This window comes from Marinobacter sp. HL-58 (assembly GCF_001314605.1).
In the GTDB taxonomy this organism is placed as follows: Bacteria; Pseudomonadota; Gammaproteobacteria; order Pseudomonadales; family Oleiphilaceae; genus Marinobacter.
Window position 1 is genome coordinate 42,608 of sequence record NZ_LIHP01000010.1, and the last position, 21,108, is coordinate 63,715.

The following is a 21,108-nucleotide window of genomic DNA, read 5'->3' on the forward strand; positions in this document are numbered from 1 at the left end:
CGCTTTTGGGCGAAACCTGCCTGTCGGATTACGGCTTCGCCTAATCCGACCTACTCCTACTCTTTAATCCGGTACTCCGCTGATCGGGCATGGGCCGTAAGCCCCTCACCACGGGCCAGCACCGAAGCCACCCGGCCCATCCGGTCCGCGCCGGCCGCGGAAAACCCGATAATGGAGGACCGCTTCTGGAAGTCATAAACCCCCAGCGGCGAGGAAAAACGGGCAGTGCCGGACGTCGGCAACACGTGGTTAGGCCCGGCACAGTAGTCACCCAGCGCCTCGGCCGTGTACCGGCCCATGAAAATGGCACCTGCATGACGAATCTCTTCAACCAGACTCTCCGGATCTTCCACAGAAAGCTCCAGGTGCTCCGGCGCAATGCGGTTGGAAACCCTCACAGCCTCGGACAGATCCGCCACTTGAATCAGTGCAGCACGATCGGTCATGGAGGTGGCAATAATCTCCGCTCGCTCCATGGTCGGGAGCAGCCTGTTTATGCTCTCTTCAACAGCATCCAGGAACCCGGCATCGGGGCTGATCAGAATCGACTGGGCCTGCTCGTCATGCTCAGCCTGGGAAAACAGATCCATGGCAATCCAGTCCGGATCGGTCTTGCCGTCGCAGATCACCAGGATTTCCGAAGGCCCTGCGATCATGTCGATGCCAACGGTACCGAACACCTCGCGCTTGGCGGTGGCAACAAAAATATTGCCGGGGCCAACTATTTTATCAACGGCCGGAATGGTCTCCGTGCCATACGCCAGAGCTCCGACAGCCTGGGCACCACCCACACAGAACACCCGGTCCACACCCGCAATCGCGGCGGACGCCAGTACCATATCGTTCACCACACCGTCCGGCGTGGGAACCACCATAATCACCTCGCCCACCCCGGCGACTTTTGCCGGAATGGCGTTCATCAATACGGAGGATGGATAGGCCGCCTTGCCACCGGGCACATAAAGCCCGGCCCGGTCCAGCGGCGTCACCTTCTGCCCCAGCACCGTGCCGTCGTCGTCCTCGTACTGCCAGGATTTCTGGTTCTGGCGTTCATGATAATCGCGAACCCGCTCCGCAGCTTTCTCAAGCGCAATACGCTGGTCCTGAGGAATCGCCTCCAGTGCTTCTTGCAGTCGACCCTGCCCCATCTCCAGCTCGGCAACGGAACCGACCTTCAGGCGGTCAAACTTCTCGGTAAATTCCAGAACCGCTGCGTCGCCGCGGGTTTTCACCTGATGCAGGATATGGCGGACGGACTCATTCACCTGATGATCAACACTGTCGTCCCAGGCCAGCAGTTTGGCCAGCTCGCTATCAAAATTACTTTGGGAAGCGTTCAATCGTCTGATGCTGATATCAGTCATTTCATCTTTCCTGCTGTGCGGAGAATTTAATCCGCGGTTTAAAACGTTTTACTGACCTGAAGACACGGAAAATATTCGGGAACGGCTCGGGAAGGGCTTTCCAAAACTGTACGGAGCCATGGATGGCGGAGTCCAAGCGTCACATGGATGTGCCGAAGGAGCGTGTTTTGGAAAGCCCTTCCTGAGCCATTCTTACTCCGAAGCCCGCCGGCGTTTTTCAACGGCGGCTGCCATTTTCTCAATTATGGGATTAATACCGGCATGTTTCATCTTCATGGAGGCCCGATTGACCACAAGACGAGAACTAATATTCTCGATCAACTCGCGAGCCTCAAGACCATTCGCCTTCAGGGTATTACCCGTATCCACGATGTCGACAATCTCGTCGGCAAGACCCAGGATCGGCGCAAGCTCCATAGCACCGTACAACTTGATGATATCTGCCTGCCGCCCCTGGGCGGAGTAGTAACGACGCGCCAGATTCACAAACTTGGTGGCTACACGCAGGCGACCTTCCGGAGCCTGGGTGTCTTTCTTGCCGGCGGTCATCAACCGACACCGGGAAATATTCAGATCCAGCGGCTCATAAAGCCCCTCGCCACCATGCTCCATCAGCACATCCTTGCCAGTCACCCCCAGATCCGCGCCACCATACTGAACATAGGTGGGGACATCCGTTGCACGGAGAATCAGTACACGTACATTCGGATCCGTGGTGGGAAACACCAGCTTCCGGGACTTCTTTACATCGTCGACCAGCTCGATACCCGCTTCTTTCAGCAGCGGCAGAGTCTCGTCGAGGATACGTCCCTTCGACAGCGCGATGGTGATGGAGTCGGTCATGCGTCCTTCCGGTTCAATGGGTTCAGGCTGGCAGGCGGCGAATACTTGCGCCCAGCAACTGCAGTTTTTCTTCGATGCACTCGTAGCCGCGGTCGATATGGTAGATGCGATCCACGATGGTATCGCCATCAGCCACCAGCCCGGCGATGACAAGGCTTGCGGACGCCCGCAGATCTGTTGCCATAACCGGCGCTCCGGTCAGGTGATCGACACCCTTGATAATGGCCGCATTGCCTTCCAGGGTGATGTCCGCGCCCATCCGGATCAGTTCCTGCAGGTGCATGAAGCGGTTTTCGAAGACCGTCTCCACGATGGTACCCGTGCCCTCAGCCACTGCATTCATGGCCGCAAACTGGGCCTGCATGTCGGTCGGGAACGCCGGGTACGGCGCCGTGCGCAAACTGACCGCCCTGGGCTGGTTGCCTTTCATGTCCAGGGAAATCCAGTCCTTGCCGGTCTCAATATGAGCGCCTGCCTCTTCCAGTTTCAGCAGAACGGCCTCCAGCAGGTCCTCGCGGGTATCCTTGAGCTTGACCCGGCCGCGGGTTGCAGCGGCGGCGACCAGATAAGTACCGGTTTCCACACGATCCGGCAGCACGTCGTAGTGGCACCCGTGCAGCCGCTCAACACCATTGATTTCGATGGTGGCAGAACCGTGGCCCTTGATGTCGGCACCCATGGCAATCAGGCACTCCGCCAGGTCCACCACTTCCGGCTCCCGCGCCGCGTTTTCAAGGATGGTTTTCCCGTCCGCCAGCGCAGCTGCCATCATCAGGTTTTCGGTACCGGTGACCGTAACGGTATCCAGGAAAATATGGGCGCCCTTGAGGCGGCCATTGGTTTTCGCCTTGATATAGCCGTTCTCGACCTTGACCTCGGCCCCCATCATCTCCAGACCATGGATGTGCAGGTTCACCGGCCGGCTGCCAATGGCACAACCACCGGGCAATGACACTTCCGCCTCGCCGAAGTGGGCCACCAGGGGCCCCAGTACCAGAATTGAGGCACGCATGGTTTTTACCAGTTCATAGGGCGCGTGGAACTGCTTGATGGTGTTGGCGTGGACTTCAACGCTCATTTTCTCGTCGATCATCAGCTCCACGCCCATGCGGCCAAGCAGCTCGATCATGGTGGTGATATCGTTCAGGTGCGGCAGGTTGCCCACGGTAACCGGCTCATCCGCCAGCAGTGTCGCTGCCAGAATCGGGAGCGCGGCGTTCTTGGCGCCGGAAATCCGGATTTCGCCGTCAAGAGGCTTGCGGCCCCTGATCAGAAGTTTATCCACAATTAGTTCCTGTTGTTTGCGGGCATATATCAGCCCTGGCGCGCGGCCCATTCAGCCGGAGTAAAGGCTTTCGGGTGCAGGGCGTGAATGGTGCCGTCGAGAATGTGCTGGAAAAGCGCCTTGTTGATCAGCTGCTGCCGCTTGATGGTCGGCAACCCTTCAAAAATATCACCCACTACAACGACGAGGTAATGATTGCCATCCACCTGCACCTGAACTTCGCAGTCAGGCAGTGCCTCTTTTACCAGTTCGGCAACTTCAGTGGCTTCCATAAATAATCCTCGGGCGTTTTTGAATCAGGGGCGAGATTGTAACCAATTATGGCGTCCGGGTCAGCTCTGGCGCTGGTTTTCACCAGCCGGCTGCGAGGGCGCCGGCGACGGGAAGCCTGGCAACTGGTCATCCAGGCCGCTCAGCGCTGCCAGGGAGCCCAACCGATCACCGACACCGGTAAAATGAAGAGCCTGGCTGCGGCCCTGCGCCAGGCGCTGCCAGCAAAGCAGAAGGGAAAGCACAACGCTGTGGGCGGTTGTCATTGCGCTGAGATCCACCACCAGATCCGCCTTGCTGCCCAGAATAAGCGACTCACCCTGCCTTCTGAGCGCAACCACCGTCAGCGGATCAATCTCGCCGCTGACGGTCAACCTGTTGTCATCGAGGGTCAGGGTTGCCTGCTCCCGGGTCATGATTTGTCGACTTCATCTTCCAGGTTCAGGGACTCAACAGCGTCACCCCAGCCATCAATCACCGACTGGATTTCGCCGCCATTCTTCTCCATTTCCTGGCTAAAGCGATCGCGGAATGCCAGACCGATGTTAATGCCCTCAACAATCACGTTTTCCATCAACCAGCGACCGTCGTCCGTCTGATACATGGAGTAAGTGACCGGGTACCGGTTGCCCGACGCGCTGGCGACTTCCATGCGGACCGACGCACGCTTGTCGTTATTCGGATTGATGGTGGCGTCCTTCACTTCAATGGTGAAGTCGTCTGCACTGACCAGGGCCTGGGCGTAACTGTCAAACAGGCTGCGCTTGAACTTCTCCACAAATTCATCACGCTGCTCCACAGAGGTCTGCCGGGCATAGCGCCCCATCACCCTGGCGGCAATCCTGCGGAAATCCACGAAGTCTTTCAGCTCGTCGTCCATGCTCTTGTAAAACGCCTGCGGGTCTTCTTCATACAGGCCTTTCTCATCGTGGAGCTTGTCCACCAGCCGCTGTGTGTTCTCGTCCACGTACTGGCGCAGATCATCCTCCTGGCTGGCATGGGCCGGCAGTGTCAGTGCCGCCATCAACAAGGTAACGAGCAGCAGGCTGCGTGTTATCAGAACCATGGTTGTCTCCTGTAAACCACTTGCTTTCGTTTTACTGCCCGGAGGCAAAGTTGGATATCATTCGCTCAAGATTCATGGCGGATTGGGTGGAGTAAAAGGTGTCCCCGTCTGCCAGGGATTCCATATCGCCGCCCACCGAAATATCAATGTACTGTTCACCAAGCAGGCCGGATGTACGTATTACTGCGGAGCTGTCGGCGGGTATATTGTCCACGCTCCTGTTCACATCAATGACCACCCGTGCCTGGAAGGTTTCCTTGTCCAGGCTGATCTCCCTGATTTCACCTACGGTCACTCCGGCCATGGATACCTTGGCACGGGGCGTCAGCCCCCCGGCATCGTTGAAGTTGGCGTAAAGCGTATAGGAGCTCTCCGGTGCCTTGGGTGTCAGCCCGCTGACCTGCAGCGCCAGAAACATCAGCGCCGCGATACCGGCAATCATGAACAGCCCTACAATGACTTCTGTTGTTCTCTGTGCCATGACGGCCCCCTGTGTCCAGATGTTTCAGTATACCGCGATCAGAAGTCGCCAAACATGACGGCGGTGAGCACAAAATCCAGTCCCAGCACTGCCAGCGAGGAGTAGACCACGGTCTTGGTGGTGGCGGAGCTGATGCCCGCGGAGGTAGGCACGCAGTCATATCCCTGGTAGACCGCAATCCAGGTACAGACGAAGCCGAACACCACACTCTTGATAACGCCATTGAGCACATCGTTGGTAAAACTCACCGACGACTGCATGTTGCCCCAGAATGAGCCCTCGAAAACCCCGAGCCATTCCACACCCACCAGCATGCCACCCCAGATTCCGACCACCGAGAACACGGCGGCCAGCACCGGAACGGCGATGAAACCGGCCCAGAGCCTGGGTGCAATAACGCGGCGGAGCGGGTCCACCCCCATCATTTCCATGCTGGAGAGCTGTTCGGTGGTTTTCATCAGCCCGATTTCGGCGGTCAGGGCGGAGCCGGCCCGGCCGGCAAACAACAGGGCCGTCACTACGGGGCCCAGTTCACGCACAAGTGTCAGCGCAATCATCTGGCCAATGGCCGCTTCCGAGCCGTAATCGCTGAGGATGGTATAGCCCTGCAGCCCCAGCACCATACCGATGAACAGCCCTGAAACCACGATAATCGCCAGCGACAGCACACCGATGGAATACAGCTGCTTCAGCAGCAGGGGGAAAGCCACGGACGGCTTTGATACCCCGCCCAGAACGCCTGCCAGGAAGCGGCCCGAACGACCCAGCGAGGCAATAATATCGAGCCCGAGGCGGCCAAACGCCGCCAGCTTATCCGTTACCATCAGCGGCCCTCCCGGCAATCCCCCAGTCCCGCCCGGCATCGGCCGCGGGATAATGGAATGGCACGGGGCCATCGGGATGGCCGTGCAGAAACTGCTGGACACGCTCCGACGGGTGCGCCTTGAGTTCCTCCGGCTTGCCGTCACCGATCACCTGGCCGTCTGCGATAATGCAGGCATAGTGGCAGATGCTGAGGGATTCCTGGACATCGTGGGAAACCATCACACTGGTCAGGCCCATGGAACTGTTGAGGTCACGGATCAGCTTGATCAGCACCCCCATGGCGATCGGATCCTGGCCGGTGAAGGGCTCATCGTACATGATCAGTTCCGGGTCCAGGGCGATGGCACGGGCCAGGGCAACCCGGCGGGTCATCCCTCCGGACAACTCCGCGGGCATCAGCTCCCGGGCACCACGCAGGCCGACCGCTTCCAGCTTCATCAGCACAATATCCCGGATCATGTCTTCCGGCAGGGACGTGTGCACACGCAACGGGAAAGCCACATTCTCGAACACGCTGAGATCGGTAAACAGGGCGCCGCTCTGGAACAGCATGCCCATTTTCTCCCGCAGGCGGTAAAGGGCCTTGCGCTTGAGCCGTGGCACATTCTCACCGGCCACGGTAATGGTGCCGGAATCCGGCCGCAGCTGGCCGCCGATCAGTCTCAGCAGGGTTGTCTTGCCGGTGCCACTGGGGCCCATGATGGCGGTAATCTTGCCCCGGGGAATGTTCAGGCTGACACCATCGAAGATACGGCGATCCCCGCGGGTGAAAACCACGTCTCTGAGTTCAATGTAGGGGGATGTGTCCATACCGGTTTCCATCAACGGGCCGTCCGGCTGTCGCCGGGCCTGTTTTCAATAAGTGTCTGAAGCGGTCAAAACAGTGCGCTACATTATGCCAACCTGCCGCCAACCTCAATCCATCCTTCGCAAAATGAATTGATGTCAATGATCACTTTTGCTGAAGGTCTTGTCATGAAGACAGCAAAAGCCCTTGAAGTGATATACTCTCGCCACGATGAAAAGCATTAACATTTCCGAACCGGATGCCAGATGAACACCGAGATCAGCCACAAGTTCAGAGAATCCGCCCTGCGGGCCATCGAGATTGAGCGCGAGGCCATTCATGCGCTCACCGGGAGAATAGACGACCACTTCGTTCGCGCCTGCGAGGTCATTATGGCCTGCAAGGGCCGGGTGGTGGTCACCGGCATGGGCAAATCCGGCCACATCGGCAACAAGATCGCCGCTACCCTGGCCAGCACCGGCACACCGGCCTTTTTCGTGCACCCCGGCGAAGCCAGCCATGGTGACCTGGGAATGATTACCAGCCAGGACGTGGTACTGGGCATTTCCAACAGCGGCAACACCAGTGAGGTGCTGACGATCCTGCCGCTGATCAAACGCATGGGCGCCCCGTTGATCAGCATGACCGGCAACCACAACTCCACCCTGGCACGGGAGGCCGTGGCCAACCTGGATGTCAGTGTGGCCCTGGAAGCCTGCCCCCTGGGGCTGGCACCCACCTCCAGCACCACCGCGACCCTGGTCATGGGCGATGCACTGGCGGTCGCCCTGCTTGAGGCCCGGGGCTTCAGCGCCGAGGATTTTGCCCTCTCCCATCCGGGTGGCAGCCTCGGCCGCAGGCTGCTCCTGCGCGTCAGCGACATCATGCACACTGGTGAGCGCATCCCCCATGTGCAGGAAGATACGACGCTCAGCACCGCCCTGCTGGAGATTTCCCGCAAGGGGCTGGGCATGACCACGGTTATCAACGAAGCGGGGGATCTCGTCGGGGTCTTCACCGACGGCGACCTGCGCCGGACACTGGACCGCTCCGTGGATATACACAACACCCCCATCGCCGAGGTGATGACCCGCAACGGGCGCGTCATTCACGATCATCAGCTGGCAGCGGAAGCCCTTAACATGATGGAGGAGTTGAAAATCAACGCCCTGCCGGTGATCAACCGCGAAGGCAAGCTCACCGGCGCCATCAACATGCACGATCTGCTGCGGGCCGGTGTGATCTGATGAGCGATCTGATGAGTGATCCGATGGCCGACCATCAGCGCCCGCAGTGGCCGGCAGACATTCTGGAAAAAGCCGCCAACATTCGCCTGCTGGCTCTGGATGTCGACGGCATCATGACCGACGGCAAACTGTTTTTCAGTGCCGCCGGGGACGAAGTGAAAGGCTTCAATATCCTTGACGGCCTGGGCATCAAACAGGTGATGGCAGCCGGGATCGAGGTTGCAGTCATTACCGGCCGCAGCTCCCCCCTGACGGCGAAGCGCATGAATGACCTGGGCATCCCTCATCTTATGCAGGGCCGGGAAGACAAAAAGGTGGCTCTTGCGGAACTGGCCGGCCAGCTCGGCCTGGCTCCACGGCAGATCGCCTACATGGGAGATGATCTGCCGGACCTGCCGGCCATTCGCTATGCCGGGCTGGGGATTACCGTTCCCAACGGCTACTGGCTGGTACGCCAGCACGCGGATCTCTGCACCCGGGCCAAAGGCGGCAACGGCGCCGTCAGGGAGGCCTGTGAGCTGCTGCTGAACGCCTGCGGGCAGCTTGATGCCAGCCTGCAACCGTACCTGGAGCAGAACTGATGCGGGCCCTGCTCCTGCTTGATCGACCCTGGTTACGAACCCTGGGCCTGGCAGGCGCGATAGTGGCGCTGATCTTTCTGCTCTGGCAAAGTGACGAGCCATCGGAGCCAACAGACGCCGCTTCATTACGAGGCGAGTCAGAGCCCGACGGCTTTGTGGTTAACGGGCATTACCTGTCCTACGACGAAACCGGGCGGCTGACCACGCGTTTCCGAAGCCCGAGGATTGAACAGTTCGAGTCCAGCGATGAAACCGTTATGGACTCGCCCCGGGCGATATTGTATGGCGACGAGGGAGGCCCTCCGTGGCAGGTGCAGGCCTCCAGGGGACGCTTCCTTGAAGCCGACGACCTGGTCCACCTGACCGGGGATGTAAAGGTCGTCCGGGAAGCCGAAAGCGGGCGCCCGCTGACACTGACAACAACGGCACTGACCGTAAACAACCGTGATCGTACCGTCTATACGGACGAGCCGGTGGAACTGGAGGATGCCGTCAGCCTGACCACGGCTACAGGCATGAAGGCCTGGATTGATGACCGGATTCTTGAACTCGACTCTCAGGTGGAAGGACGCTATGAGCCTGGCCAATAACTTGTTTCCCCGCGTCAGGCCTTGCCGGCTTTCTGCGAAACCGATGGCACTGGCCGCCTTGTGCCTGGCCCTGGTGACGCCGGCGGCGCTGGCGTTTGACCCGGAATCGGATGACCCCATCCGGGTCAATGCCGACAGCGCACGGCTGGACGACGGCAAGGGCGTCGCCACCTACACCGGCTCCGTGGAAATGACCCAGGGCCAGACAAACCTGACCGCTGACAAGGTAGTACTCTACCGGGATGAGGAGGGCGTCAGCCGCATCGAAGCGACGGGGCAGCCCGCCCATTACCGACAGCCGGCCACAGAGGGACAGGGTGAAACCGATGCCCGCGCCCTCAATATCACCTGGTCCGCCTCGGAAAATCGCGTCACCTTTGAGCGCGAGGCGGTGATCGAGCAGGACGGCAACCTGTTCCGCGGTGACGTAATCCACTACGACAGTGTCGAACGCGTTGTCACTGCAGAAGGAGCCGCTGATCAGGATGAAGGCAGTGGCCGTGTCGAAATGGTCATACAGCCACGCAAAAAATCAGACAGACAGGATACCGATGGCAGTTCTCAGAGCCAGTAACCTGGCAAAAAGCTACAAGCAGAAGAAGGTCGTCATCGACGTTTCCCTGGAGATCCGCAGCGGCGAGATTGTCGGGCTTCTGGGCCCCAATGGCGCCGGCAAGACCACCTGCTTCTACATGATCGTTGGGCTGGTGCCTGCCGATAACGGCCGGATCACCATCGACAACCAGGACATTACACCGCTGCCGATGCATGGCCGTGCCCGCAAAGGCATCGGTTATCTGCCCCAGGAAGCCTCTGTTTTTCGCAAACTGACGGTTCGCGACAACATCATGGCCATCCTGGAAACCCGCCGCGAGCTCAACCGCAGCGACCGGAATGCCAAACTGGAAGAGCTGCTGACAGAATTCCACATCACCCACATCCGTGACAGCCTCGGCATGGCCTTGTCCGGCGGCGAACGCCGACGGGTGGAAATTGCCCGGGCCCTTGCCATGGAGCCGGCATTCATTCTTCTGGATGAGCCCTTTGCCGGGGTGGACCCGATCTCGGTGAGTGATATCAAGCAGATTATCCGCCACCTGCGGGACAAAGGTATTGGTGTACTGATCACCGATCACAATGTGCGTGAAACTCTCGACATCTGTGAGAACGCCTATATAGTCAGCGGAGGCCATATCATCGCTTCCGGCAGCTCGGACGAGATCCTTGCCAACCAGCAGGTCAAGGAAGTGTATCTAGGCAATGAATTTCGCCTGTAGTACACTCGGCAAAGAACTTGCTTGGCAAGGCAAGTAACCAGCATACAAAGAGTTTTTGTGCAACCCCAACTCCCGATAAAGAGCCCGAGAGAGACCGAGTGACGGATTCTGAGCCATGGTTATGAAAGCCTCATTACAGTTAAAGCTGGGTCAAAGCCTGACCATGACGCCCCAGCTGCAACAGGCTATCAGGCTTCTGCAGCTCTCTACCCTCGATCTCCAGCAGGAAATCCAGCAGGCACTGGAATCCAATCCCATGCTGGAAACCTCGGAAGACGACGATAACCAGAACCCGGAATCCGCAGACAGCGACAACAACGACGCAGCGGAAGCCTCACAGGCGGACGAGCCGGCTACCACCACGGAATCCTCCCCGGACTGGGATGAGTCTGAAAACGGGCCCGACTGGTCCTCGGAAATCGACAGCCCCGACACCATCCCCGATGATCTTCCGGTGGACACCGCCTGGGACGACATTTACCAGTCCGCACCCGCTTCGTCGGCCCGTAACGACGACGAAAACGACAACGATTTTGAAACCCGCAACTCCCCCACGGAAACGCTGCACGATCATCTGGAGTGGCAACTGAACCTGACGCCCCTGAGCGAGCGCGACCAGGCCATCGCCCACGCGCTGATGGATGCGGTGGACAATCACGGGTATCTGACCTCTCCCCTCGACGAAATCCATTCCGGAATGATGGATGAGTCGGATGAAGACCCGCTGGAGCTGGATGAAGTGGAAGCGGTTCTGCACCGCCTGCAGCATTTTGATCCGCCCGGTGTTTTTGCCCGGGACCTGCAGGAATGCCTGCTGATCCAGCTCAACCAGTTGCCACCGGACACTCCCTGGCTGGCCCAGGCACGGCTGGTGATTACCCACTACATCAACCTGCTGGGCAATCGCGATTACGCACAACTGCTGCGGCGCAGTCGCCTCAAGGAAGACCAGTTGCGGGATGTTCTGGCCCTGATCACCGGCCTGAACCCGCGCCCGGGCGACACCCTTGACCAGGCCGAGCCTGACTATGTGATCCCGGATGTGATCGTGCGCAAGCATAATGAACGCTGGCGGGTGGAGCTGAATCCGGAAATTGCACCGCGCATTCGCGTGAATGCCAGCTATGCTTCACTTATCAAACGCGCCGACAGCAGTGCCGATAACACTTACCTCAGAGACCAGCTGCAGGAAGCCAAGTGGTTTATCAAAAGCCTGCAAAGCCGTAACGAGACCCTGCTCAAGGTGGCCACGCGCATTGTCGAGCACCAGCAGGGGTTTCTGGATCATGGCGAGGAACACATGAAGCCGCTGATCCTGTCGGACATTGCCCAGGCGGTGGAAATGCATGAATCGACCATTTCCCGGGTGACCACCCAGAAATACATGCACACGCCGCGCGGCATTTTTGAGCTGAAGTATTTCTTCTCGAGCCACGTCAGCACGGACGAAGGCGGAGAATGCTCCTCGACGGCAATCCGGGCCATGATCAAAAAGCTGATCGCAGCGGAAACACCGAAAAAGCCATTGAGCGATAGTAAAATTGCAGCCATGCTAGGAGAACAGGGTATCAAGGTGGCGAGAAGAACCGTGGCCAAGTACCGTGAGGCAATGCACATTCCCCCGTCCAACGAGCGAAAGCGATTGGTGTAGTACACATCCGATAACAGGAGCAGCCTATGCAACTCAATATTTCAGGCCATCACGTAGAACTGACCCCCGCGCTGAAAGATTACGTATCCGGCAAGTTCGAAAAGCTCGAGCGCCATTTTGACCACATCAGCAACTGCCAGGTCACCCTGGAGGTGGAAAAAGTTCGCCAGATGGCGGAAGCTACGCTACACGTGATAGGTGGTGAGATTCACGCAAAGGCCGAAAACAGCGATATGTATGCCGCCATTGACGCTCTGGTGGACAAGCTGGACAGGCAGATCCTGAAGCACAAGGAAAAGAACGTTGACCGGATGCATGGAAACGGTGCCCGCTAGGACAACCCGCTCCCTGCGTATAAGTTAATCGTGCTGCGGCCCATTACGTGCCGCAGCCTTTTTTTACGGAACTGCAGTCGATTCATGACCGACACATCCCTGACTATCGAGAACATTCTCGCGCCGGAGCTGACCCTATGCAGGGTGCCGGCTTCCAGCAAGAAGCGGGTTATGGAAACCATCGCCGAGCAGATCCATGAACACGATCCGTCGCTCAGCGATACCGACATTTTCAATAATCTGGTTGCCCGGGAGCGCCTGGGGAGCACGGGCATTGGCCAGGGCATCGCCATTCCGCACTGCCGCCTGGAAGGGCTGGACCATGTTGTGGGGGTATTGCTGACCCTGGAAGAAGGCGTGGCCTTCGATGCCATCGACAACCAGCCGGTTGACCTGGTCTTTGCCCTGATTGTTCCAAAAGAGGCGACCAGTGAACACCTTGAACTGCTGAGCCAGCTGGCCGAAAAGTTCAACGAAAGGGCATTCTGCGACCAGCTCCGCCAATGTACCGACGCGGACTCTCTCTATCGCCGGATGACGACCGAGGGAAGCTGAATTACTCCGGATTCGAGGTGAAAGGGCTATGAAACTGATTATCGTCAGCGGCCGGTCAGGTTCCGGCAAAAGTACGGCCCTGCACGTGCTGGAAGATCTGGGTTTCTATTGCATTGACAATCTGCCCATCGGGCTGCTGTTTCCACTGACCCGGGAAGCCACCACCCAGAATTCACCGGGCCGGCTGGGCAAAATGGCGGTGAGTATCGACGCCCGCAATCTTTCCGGTGAGCTCAGCAATTTTGAGGATATCTACCGCAGCCTCCAGGACACCGGCGTCACCGTCGAGATCATTTACCTGGATGCTGATGAACAGTCCCTGCTGCAGCGGTTCCACGCCACACGGCGCAAGCACCCCCTGAGTGACGACAAGACCTCACTGCGCGAGGCCATCGGCAACGAGAAAAAACTGCTGGAGCCCCTGTCGAAACTGGCGGATCTTTATATCGACACCACCGGGCTGTCCATGTACGAGCTGCGGGACATGGTCAAGCAGCGTGTGGCCGGCAGGCGTCATCAGGAACTGGCATTGCTTTTCCAGTCCTTCGGCTTCAAACACGGCGTGCCACTGGACTCGGATTACGTATTCGACGTGCGCTGCCTGCCCAATCCCTACTGGGATACCAGCCTGCGCCAGTTTGTGGGAACCGACCAGCCGGTCATCGACTTTCTGGAGAAAGAACCGCTGAGCCGGAAAATGGTGGACGACCTGACCCATTTCCTGGAAACCTGGCTGCCCTCTTTTGCCGACAGCAACCGCAGCTACATGACCATTTCCATCGGCTGCACCGGGGGCCAGCATCGTTCGGTCTATATCTGCGAACAGCTAGGCCGGCACTTCTCGGGGAAATACACCAACGTACAGGTACGTCACACCGAACTGCCGCACCTGCAGAGCCGGGAAGGCTGAACCTTTTATGATTCGCCGCCCCATCACCATCATCAACAAGCTCGGCCTTCACGCCCGGGCCGCGGCCAAATTGGTTGCCACGGCTTCGGAATTCGAGAGCAGCGTGCATATCAGCCGTAACGACCGCAAGGTGGATGCGAAAAGCATCATGCCTGTGATGATGCTGGCCGCCAGCCAGGGTACAGAGGTAGAACTGATAGCAGACGGGCCTGATGAAGCCGAGGCCATTGAAGCGCTGGTCGAGCTGATCAACAATTATTTCGGCGAAGGCGAGTAACTGTCGGCCCGGGGGCAGCCCTTCTACGACATTCACCTATAACTCTTTCTCACCGGTGGCACCTAACTCCGCTATAATACAAGAGTTTTCTGACTGTGGGTGATCCATGACCGATATTCTGGAGAAAAGCCAGGCTCGCCAACGCCTTCGCTCCCTGAGCGAAGCGCTGGACAGTGGCGCCCTGAAACAGGTCGCCCGCATTCTCAATGGCGGCCTGAGCCCCAGCGATATCGCGCACCTGCTGGAATCCTCGCCTCCCCGTCAGCGGGCGTTACTCTGGAACCTGGTCGACAAACAACTGGAAGGCGAAGTCCTCCAGTACCTCAATGATGATATTCGGGGCTATTTCCTGAGCCAGCTGAATGCCCAGGAACTCGCGGACATCATTGAGGATTTCGAGTCGGACGACCTTGCCGACTTGCTGCAACAGCTGCCGGATACGGTAATCCAGGAAGTCCTGGATACCATGGATGAACAGGACCGCCAGCGGGTTGAAGAAGTGCTCTCCTACCCGGAGGACACCGCCGGCGGCCTGATGAACACGGACACCATCACGGTGCGCCCGGATATCAGTATCGATGTGGTCCTGCGCTACCTGCGCCGTCACCGCAACCTGCCACCCATGACGGACAGCCTGATCGTGGTGAGCCGGCGGGATGAATTCATCGGCATGCTGCCAATTACCAAAATGCTGGTGTCGAATCCCGCGGCGACCGTACGGGAGGTGATGGACACGGATATCGAGCCGATACCGGTTGCCCTGTCCGACGCCAAGGTGGCCACCCTGTTCGAGCGCTACGACCTGATTTCGGCACCGGTGGTCAACGAGGAAGGCAGGCTCCTCGGCCGCATCACCATCGATGACGTGGTTGACGTTATTCGTGAGGACGCCGACCACTCCCTTATGAGCATGGCTGGCCTGGATGAAGATGAGGATACCTTTGCCCCCATTTTCAAGACCACCCGGCGCCGGGCTGTCTGGCTGGGTATCAACCTGATTACTGCCTTTACCGCCTCCGCGGTGATCGGCCTCTTTGAAGCCACCATCGAGAAAGTGGTGGCGCTGGCCGTGCTGATGCCTATCGTGGCTTCCATGGGCGGTATCGCCGGCAGCCAGACCCTGACCCTGGTCATTCGCGGCATGGCCGTCGGGCAGATCAGCGGCGCCAACGTGGGCTGGCTGCTGAACCGTGAATTTGTGGCAGGCGCCCTGAATGGTCTGCTCTGGGCAGTGGTGGTGGCCTCCGCCGCGACACTGTGGTTCAAGGATATAATGATCGGGGCCATTATAGCCGCGGCGCTCATTATCAACCTGATTGCCGCCGCGCTGGTGGGCACCGTGTTGCCACTGTTCCTGAAATCCCGGAACATTGATCCTGCGCTGGCGGGGAGCGTTATACTGACGACGGTGACAGATGTGGTCGGATTTATGGCGTTTCTTGGCCTGGCTACGATATTTTATGGATGACAGGTCTGTCGGATTACGCCTTCGGCTAGTCCGACCTACGGGTCGGCCACTTAATTTAATGTAGGTCGGATTAGGCGAAGCCGTCATCCGACAAAACGGACACTTCATGAACGATATTCAAGACGACCGCCCCGAATACTCCGGCCCCAGCAAATCCCAGCTCAAACGGGAGATGCACCAGCTTCAGGACCTGGGCAAGCGCATGCTGGACCTGAGTAATGATCAGCTCGACACCCTGCCCATCAGCGGGACCCTGCGTGCGGCCATTGAGGAATCCCGTCGCATTCGTCAGAACGAAGCCCGCCGGCGGCATTTGCAGTATATCGGCAAGATCATTCGCCAGGAGGATGACACGGAAGGCCTGACCCGTGCCATTGATGCCTTCGATGCCGGCAGCGAGGAACACACCCGCCGGCATCACCTGGCAGAGCGCTGGCGCGACCGGATGATCGAGGAGGGCGACTCGGCCGTGGGAGAATTCCTGAACTATTGCACCACCGCCGATATCCAGCATCTGCGCAACCTGGCCCGTAATGCCCGCCGGGATGTACAGAAAGAGAAAAACACCGGCCAGCCGCGAAAGCTGTTCCGCTACCTGCGGGAGTGCATTGACGACGCGGAGTCCGCCGGCGGCTGACCGGCGGTTTACCTAGAGCTTCCGGTGCTCCCAGACCGGCATGCGCGCCCGTATCTCGCGGAGCCGCTCCTGGTCCAGATCTGCGGTGACCACCCCCGGCCCTTCGCCAATCTCCGACACCACCCGGCCCCAGGGATCGACGATCATGCTGTGGCCGTAGGTCCGCCGCCGCTCACTGTTCTGGCCACCCTGCCCCGGCGCCACCATCCAGATCTGGTTCTCGATGGCCCTGGCCCGCAGCAGCGGGTGCCAGTGGGCATCACCGGTGTTCCAGGTGAAAGCACTGGGCAGGGACACCCACTCGGCGCCCTGCTCCCGTAACTTGCGGAACAGCTCGGGAAAACGCAGGTCGTAGCAGATTGCCAGTCCAAGCCGGCCGGCGGGGGTGTCGACCACAACCACGTCTTCACCGGGCTCAAAGGTATCAGATTCCCGGTACTGGCCCTGGGCGTCTTCCACAGTGGCATCGAACAAATGGATCTTGTCGTATCGGGCAACTTCCTCGCCCTCGCTGTTGTAGACAAGGCAACAGGCCCTGACACGATCCCTGACTGTGGAGCCGTCAGGCCGGGAGGCGATGGGCAGTGAGCCGCCGACAATCCAGATACCCAGCCGGGCGGACTGCTCGGCCAGGAAATGGCGTATCAGGTTATCCGGGTCAGCCTCGCGACGGCCACACCCGATCATCTGCTTTGTCGCCAGAACGGCAAAATTTTCCGGCAGTACCGCCATGCCGGCCCCCGATGCCGCTGCCTCGGCCAGCAAACGCTCGGCCTCCCTGAGGTTGCCGGCAATGTCATGGGTGCTCACCATCTGAATGGCCGAAACCCTGTTTGCCTGCCTGTCCACTGCCTGATTCACCTGCGCTGACATCGATTGTCCTCCGGATCACTATTACTGGCCGGTATCAAATACCCGCCTGAGCCGAACCTCGGGTTCGTCCCAGTTTCCACTGACACTATAGGTTGCACTGGTCAGTTTACTCAATGGGTCGCCCAATACTTTGTCCAGGACAAAGAGAGCGCCACCGATGGGGGCACCGGCGCCCATCAGCAATGCGGCCAGTGGCAGGTTCTGTGTCAGCGGCAGCACCACCACCATATTCATGTCGAGGGTTTCCTCAATCATGTTGGTTGTGCCGGTAAGCTTGAAAGCGCCGGATGGGCCGACAACCTGGAGCTCGGGATCAAGGGTCAACAGGCCGTTGACCATACTCGCCTTTCCAGAGATTGCATCAAACGCCACCCCGGCCTCGTACAGGTCCGAGAAATCCAGCTGCAACCGGCGCCAGAGGGTGTCGGAGTTCAGCAGATTGAACACCCGGAACAGTTGTGCCGTATTGTTGCCCTCGAGGATAACGCCATCGTCGAAGCGCGCACTCACCGAACCGCTGAGCGCGGACAGATCAAACTCATTGGGTCGCCCCGACCAGTCAATATCCATATTGACCGCCGTGTTCTCGCTGCGGAACGGTATCTCTGTGCCGAACAGATTGCCCAGATCCGCCAGGGACTCGCCGCTGATGTCGCCCAGGAACCGCGTGGTTTCACGATTGCCGGCGATACTCCAGGTCAGCTCTCCGCCCAGGGTCAGAGACTTCAGCGTTCCGGCGATATCCTGTACCCGGAGCTGGGTGGCCTCCGGGCGGATTCCAAGGGACCAGGTTCCCGCATCATCATCGTCCAGCTGAAGACTGGCAATTCGAAGGTCAATATCCGGCCAGTTTTCCATTCCCAGTTCCCGGAAAGCGCGTATCTGTTCTTCCGAATCCGGCAACAACGGTATCTCCTCGTCCGCCCTGTCGTCACCCCGGGCGAGCTTCAGCCGGGCAAGATCAACAGTGATCGGTCTGTCGTCGGGCGGCCAGTTAAGGGTTCCGGCAAGCCATTCAGACTCTGTGTCAACGGACCAGAATCCGTTGTCCCGGCGGGCGGAAACGTCAATATCGGTCAGCTTCTGGTCCCCCAGAAACAGAGTGTCCAGGGCCAACTCCAGGTTATCCGGCTGCCAGAACAGATCCAGTTTCAGGCGATCCGGCCAGTCAACAGACACATTCACTCCAGTGTCATCTCCCGGCTCTATTCGTGCACTGATGGGTGCTTCCGCGTCGGCTTCCTTGGCCAGGGGTTCGGGCCAGCCGACGGCGAGTCCGGACAGATCCGAATACACTTTGACGGCCGAAGTCCTGCCCGGCGAAACATCCAGGGTTGCCTGGTAGCCAAAATCGCCACTCAGCCCCAGGTCCATTCCCTCGGGAAGCGCGCTCCCGGCCACAAGGTTACTGATACCGAGACGGCCGTACTGGCGGATATTCAAGGCGTTACCTGAATCGCCCCGGCGCAACAACACGGTCACCGGAGACCCCATGAAGTTCGCCCGCACGGGCTGGTCAGAGAATCCGTCCTCTGTACTGTATGAGAGTTCCCCGTTGATCTGCGTCCACTGCAGATCGGCCGGGGTGTAACTCAATGAACCTTCATTGGCCTGTACGGTGGCCCGGATGTCAGCTGGCGAGTCTGAATCCAGTGGCAGTCCCAGCCCGAGGTCAAGGTAATAGTTACCCTCCAGCCGTATACTCCTGCCGGCCTCCCCGGCCATCTCCCCCAGCGGACTGTTTTCCAGCCAGTACGCGACCGCCTCACCGGGAACCGGCGCCGCGGCATCCACATAGACAAGGACATCCTCTTCGCCGGGCTCGACCCTAACCTGCCCCGGCTCGAGTTCAAGTCCTCCGGTACGGCCGGATGCCACATCCACCCGGGTCTGACCATTCTGGACGTGGACCGTGCCGGAGGCGTCTGTGACCTCAGGCCACCGTTCATCGTATTCAACGGTGCCGTTCTCGAAGTGGTAGACCATGGAGGACACAAAAGAGCCCCTCGGGGCATCCCGATTGATCAGCCCATGGCCGAAGTATTCACCACTGGTTACATCGGCCTCTTTGATGGCAGTTGTCAGCCACTCGTACAGCCCCGGGTCGACGGCCCTGACCGGCACAAAGTCTGCCAGCATGTCGGCGGTTCCGTCGCGGACGCCCACTCTCAGGCCAAGGTTGTCTTCGCCCTGCCGGTCCATACGCAGGTCAAACGCACCTGTCAGGCCAGTATTACCTCCATAAACCATGCTGATATCATCCGAGAAGACTCGCAGAATATCCCCCTCGGATTGCCACGCCACACCGGCGTGGAAATCTTCCAGTTCCCAGAACCCCCGGAACAGATCGGGAAAACCCAGTGTCAGCTCATCACTCCGGGCATCGACAAAGCCTCCCTCATTGTTCATGACAAAGCGGCCATCGAGGCCTGACACTCCCGGCGCACCGCCATAGGCACGGATATCCACATCGTTCAGCAACGCCGTCAGTTCAAACCGTCCTTTCCCGTCCGGTGGCAGATCGAGCATCAGCTGGTTGAGCTTGCCGGCCGGCCGATAGTTCCCGAGTGCCCTGCTGGCCCCGTCCGGCAGCAGGCCAAGACCGGACACCAGGTGGCGCAGCGGCTGGAGCGGAAGTTCGTCGGCGATGATTCTGGGGCCTGCCTCGCCATGCCGGAAACGTACGCTGAACGGAGGAACCGGCTCACCGTTCCACTGCCATTGCAGATTCCTGAGGTGGAACGCGCCGGTGGTATACCAGGGTCTGTCGGCTGGCTCACCCTCCGGGCCGCCGGGTGCATCCTGCCTGCGCCAGCCAAAACTGGCCCGGATGTCCTCCAGTGGCGCCAGGGATTCGCTGCCGGCGCCGATCTGCAGGTAAGGTGTCGCAACGTTACCGCTGACTTGCTCCATCAGGCCGTCGCGGAATGTCAGCCACACCTGGCCACCCAGATCAAAGCCTTCCACCCGGATATCCTGCCAGGCGTATTCTTCGACCAGCCCGTCAAACAGGCGCCCGGAGTTGATGTCAGCGTATATCTGGCCGGTAAAATCACCCCGGAAGAAGTGCCTGCCAACCAGACCGAAACTGGCCAGCTGCTCAGTAGTGCCCGGGCGCATGGCCCGGCCAGAGGCATGGAAAAGTCCCCGCTGGTAAACCAGATCCAGCTGCGGAATTTCCACGTGTCGCAACTGGTCGTTATTATCCCGGACCCCCAGATCCAGACGGGTTATTTTGACAGAAGGGTCAGACAGCCATTTGCCTGCCAGATCCAGCCAGACCTCGATATCGTTGGCCACAGGTTCGGGGATATCGACCCCCTCGACCATTACCTCGCCTCGGCGGGTCTGGTTGACCGTCAGTTCAAGGCCATCGGCTTCAAAGTTGGCAAACACGATGCGCTGGCGTGCCATGGATGCCAGGAAATCCAGGCCGATCCGGACACTTTGCAGGGAACCTGCCACGTCATTACCCTCGCCATCAGACAGTACGACGATTTCACGGGCGATAATTGTCGGGTTCAGCCAGTTCCAGCTGGACGACAGGGAGCCGATTCGGATTTCCTGGCCAAGCTCCGATGACAGCCGCTGCTCGATAACAGCACGGTAATCGTTGATATTCTGCGTGAGTTGCCGGCCAAGCCCGGCGTATAAGGCGAGCAGGACAATCACCACCAGCAGCAACCACCAGATCAGGCTGGCGAGGCGGGATAATAATCGCACAAAGAAAGGTCCGGATTCTGGATCAGCCACTCGGGATGTCATCAGTCACAACCGCCACGCCTA

At 59.2% G+C, this 21,108-nt stretch carries 23 protein-coding genes; 12 read left to right on the plus strand and 11 right to left on the minus strand.

From position 1 onward, the window contains the following. Window positions 1-56 precede the first annotated feature (56 nt). From hisD to HLUCCO03_RS07455, 9 genes are all read right to left on the minus strand, one after another. On the minus strand, window positions 57-1,364 hold the full coding sequence (hisD, locus tag HLUCCO03_RS07415) for a histidinol dehydrogenase (RefSeq protein ID WP_027832672.1): 1,308 nt from the start codon (window positions 1,362-1,364) through the stop codon (window positions 57-59). Between the two features lie 192 nt (window positions 1,365-1,556). Further along, window positions 1,557-2,207, minus strand: coding sequence for an ATP phosphoribosyltransferase (gene hisG / locus HLUCCO03_RS07420; protein ID WP_027832673.1), 651 nt, complete (start codon window positions 2,205-2,207; stop codon window positions 1,557-1,559). A 22-nt stretch (window positions 2,208-2,229) separates the two neighbouring features. Then, window positions 2,230-3,492 (minus strand): UDP-N-acetylglucosamine 1-carboxyvinyltransferase, encoded by a 1,263-nt coding sequence (gene murA / locus HLUCCO03_RS07425; RefSeq protein WP_027832674.1) that lies wholly within the window; start codon window positions 3,490-3,492, stop codon window positions 2,230-2,232. Window positions 3,493-3,521: 29 nt separating this feature from the next. Beyond that, window positions 3,522-3,764: a BolA/IbaG family iron-sulfur metabolism protein gene (locus tag HLUCCO03_RS07430; protein WP_027832675.1), complete on the minus strand. Its 243-nt coding sequence runs from the start codon at window positions 3,762-3,764 to the stop codon at window positions 3,522-3,524. A gap of 60 nt (window positions 3,765-3,824) precedes the next feature. Continuing rightward, window positions 3,825-4,178: an STAS domain-containing protein gene (locus tag HLUCCO03_RS07435; RefSeq protein WP_051603900.1), complete on the minus strand. Its 354-nt coding sequence runs from the start codon at window positions 4,176-4,178 to the stop codon at window positions 3,825-3,827. After that, window positions 4,175-4,828 (minus strand): phospholipid-binding protein MlaC, encoded by a 654-nt coding sequence (locus HLUCCO03_RS07440; RefSeq protein ID WP_027832676.1) that lies wholly within the window; start codon window positions 4,826-4,828, stop codon window positions 4,175-4,177. The genes HLUCCO03_RS07435 and HLUCCO03_RS07440 overlap by 4 nt, the downstream gene beginning before the upstream one ends. A gap of 31 nt (window positions 4,829-4,859) precedes the next feature. Next, window positions 4,860-5,309, minus strand: a complete 450-nt coding sequence (gene mlaD, locus HLUCCO03_RS07445; RefSeq protein WP_027832677.1) for an outer membrane lipid asymmetry maintenance protein MlaD — start codon at window positions 5,307-5,309, stop codon at window positions 4,860-4,862. 38 nt (window positions 5,310-5,347) lie between these two features. Further along, window positions 5,348-6,133, minus strand: a complete 786-nt coding sequence (mlaE, locus tag HLUCCO03_RS07450) for a lipid asymmetry maintenance ABC transporter permease subunit MlaE (protein WP_036197623.1) — start codon at window positions 6,131-6,133, stop codon at window positions 5,348-5,350. Next, window positions 6,120-6,944 (minus strand): ABC transporter ATP-binding protein, encoded by an 825-nt coding sequence (locus HLUCCO03_RS07455; RefSeq protein ID WP_027832679.1) that lies wholly within the window; start codon window positions 6,942-6,944, stop codon window positions 6,120-6,122. The genes mlaE and HLUCCO03_RS07455 overlap by 14 nt, the downstream gene beginning before the upstream one ends. Window positions 6,945-7,187: 243 nt before the next feature. Here HLUCCO03_RS07455 and HLUCCO03_RS07460 point away from each other — a divergent pair, with 243 nt between their 5' ends. The 12 genes from HLUCCO03_RS07460 (at window position 7,188) to yjgA (ending at window position 16,449) form a co-directional block, all read left to right on the plus strand. Continuing rightward, window positions 7,188-8,168 (plus strand): KpsF/GutQ family sugar-phosphate isomerase, encoded by a 981-nt coding sequence (locus tag HLUCCO03_RS07460; RefSeq protein ID WP_027832680.1) that lies wholly within the window; start codon window positions 7,188-7,190, stop codon window positions 8,166-8,168. A 23-nt stretch (window positions 8,169-8,191) separates the two neighbouring features. Then, window positions 8,192-8,749 carry an HAD family hydrolase gene (locus HLUCCO03_RS07465; RefSeq protein WP_155940035.1) on the plus strand — a complete coding sequence of 186 codons (558 nt, stop codon included), beginning with the start codon at window positions 8,192-8,194 and terminating at the stop codon, window positions 8,747-8,749. Beyond that, complete coding sequence (gene lptC, locus HLUCCO03_RS07470; protein ID WP_027832682.1) at window positions 8,749-9,339, plus strand: LPS export ABC transporter periplasmic protein LptC; 591 nt, start codon at window positions 8,749-8,751, stop codon at window positions 9,337-9,339. The genes HLUCCO03_RS07465 and lptC overlap by 1 nt, the downstream gene beginning before the upstream one ends. Window positions 9,340-9,382: 43 nt before the next feature. Beyond that, window positions 9,383-9,913 (plus strand): lipopolysaccharide transport periplasmic protein LptA, encoded by a 531-nt coding sequence (gene lptA / locus HLUCCO03_RS07475; protein WP_027832683.1) that lies wholly within the window; start codon window positions 9,383-9,385, stop codon window positions 9,911-9,913. After that, on the plus strand, window positions 9,891-10,616 hold the full coding sequence (lptB, locus tag HLUCCO03_RS07480) for an LPS export ABC transporter ATP-binding protein (RefSeq protein ID WP_027832684.1): 726 nt from the start codon (window positions 9,891-9,893) through the stop codon (window positions 10,614-10,616). The genes lptA and lptB overlap by 23 nt, the downstream gene beginning before the upstream one ends. Before the next feature lie 121 nt (window positions 10,617-10,737). Next, on the plus strand, window positions 10,738-12,267 hold the full coding sequence (locus HLUCCO03_RS07485; RefSeq protein WP_036198208.1) for an RNA polymerase factor sigma-54: 1,530 nt from the start codon (window positions 10,738-10,740) through the stop codon (window positions 12,265-12,267). Between the two features lie 26 nt (window positions 12,268-12,293). Beyond that, window positions 12,294-12,602 (plus strand): ribosome hibernation promoting factor, encoded by a 309-nt coding sequence (gene hpf / locus HLUCCO03_RS07490; RefSeq protein ID WP_007155319.1) that lies wholly within the window; start codon window positions 12,294-12,296, stop codon window positions 12,600-12,602. Between the two features lie 84 nt (window positions 12,603-12,686). Beyond that, window positions 12,687-13,157, plus strand: a complete 471-nt coding sequence (ptsN, locus tag HLUCCO03_RS07495) for a PTS IIA-like nitrogen regulatory protein PtsN (protein WP_027832686.1) — start codon at window positions 12,687-12,689, stop codon at window positions 13,155-13,157. Window positions 13,158-13,185: 28 nt separating this feature from the next. Beyond that, window positions 13,186-14,067, plus strand: coding sequence for an RNase adapter RapZ (gene rapZ / locus HLUCCO03_RS07500; RefSeq protein WP_027832687.1), 882 nt, complete (start codon window positions 13,186-13,188; stop codon window positions 14,065-14,067). Window positions 14,068-14,074: 7 nt separating this feature from the next. Further along, entirely contained in the window at window positions 14,075-14,344 is a 270-nt protein-coding gene (locus HLUCCO03_RS07505) for an HPr family phosphocarrier protein (protein WP_027832688.1), read from the plus strand. Between the two features lie 106 nt (window positions 14,345-14,450). After that, complete coding sequence (gene mgtE / locus HLUCCO03_RS07510; protein ID WP_027832689.1) at window positions 14,451-15,812, plus strand: magnesium transporter; 1,362 nt, start codon at window positions 14,451-14,453, stop codon at window positions 15,810-15,812. Window positions 15,813-15,918: 106 nt separating this feature from the next. Then, the gene (yjgA, locus tag HLUCCO03_RS07515; protein ID WP_027832690.1) at window positions 15,919-16,449 is read left to right on the plus strand and encodes a ribosome biogenesis factor YjgA; all 531 of its coding nucleotides are present in this window, start codon (window positions 15,919-15,921) and stop codon (window positions 16,447-16,449) included. Between the two features lie 12 nt (window positions 16,450-16,461). Here yjgA and HLUCCO03_RS07520 read toward each other — a convergent pair whose 3' ends face one another. Further along, entirely contained in the window at window positions 16,462-17,322 is an 861-nt protein-coding gene (locus tag HLUCCO03_RS07520) for a carbon-nitrogen hydrolase family protein (protein ID WP_036197629.1), read from the minus strand. A gap of 21 nt (window positions 17,323-17,343) precedes the next feature. Then, window positions 17,344-21,045: an AsmA-like C-terminal region-containing protein gene (locus HLUCCO03_RS07525; RefSeq protein ID WP_292016652.1), complete on the minus strand. Its 3,702-nt coding sequence runs from the start codon at window positions 21,043-21,045 to the stop codon at window positions 17,344-17,346. Window positions 21,046-21,108: the final 63 nt, after the last annotated feature.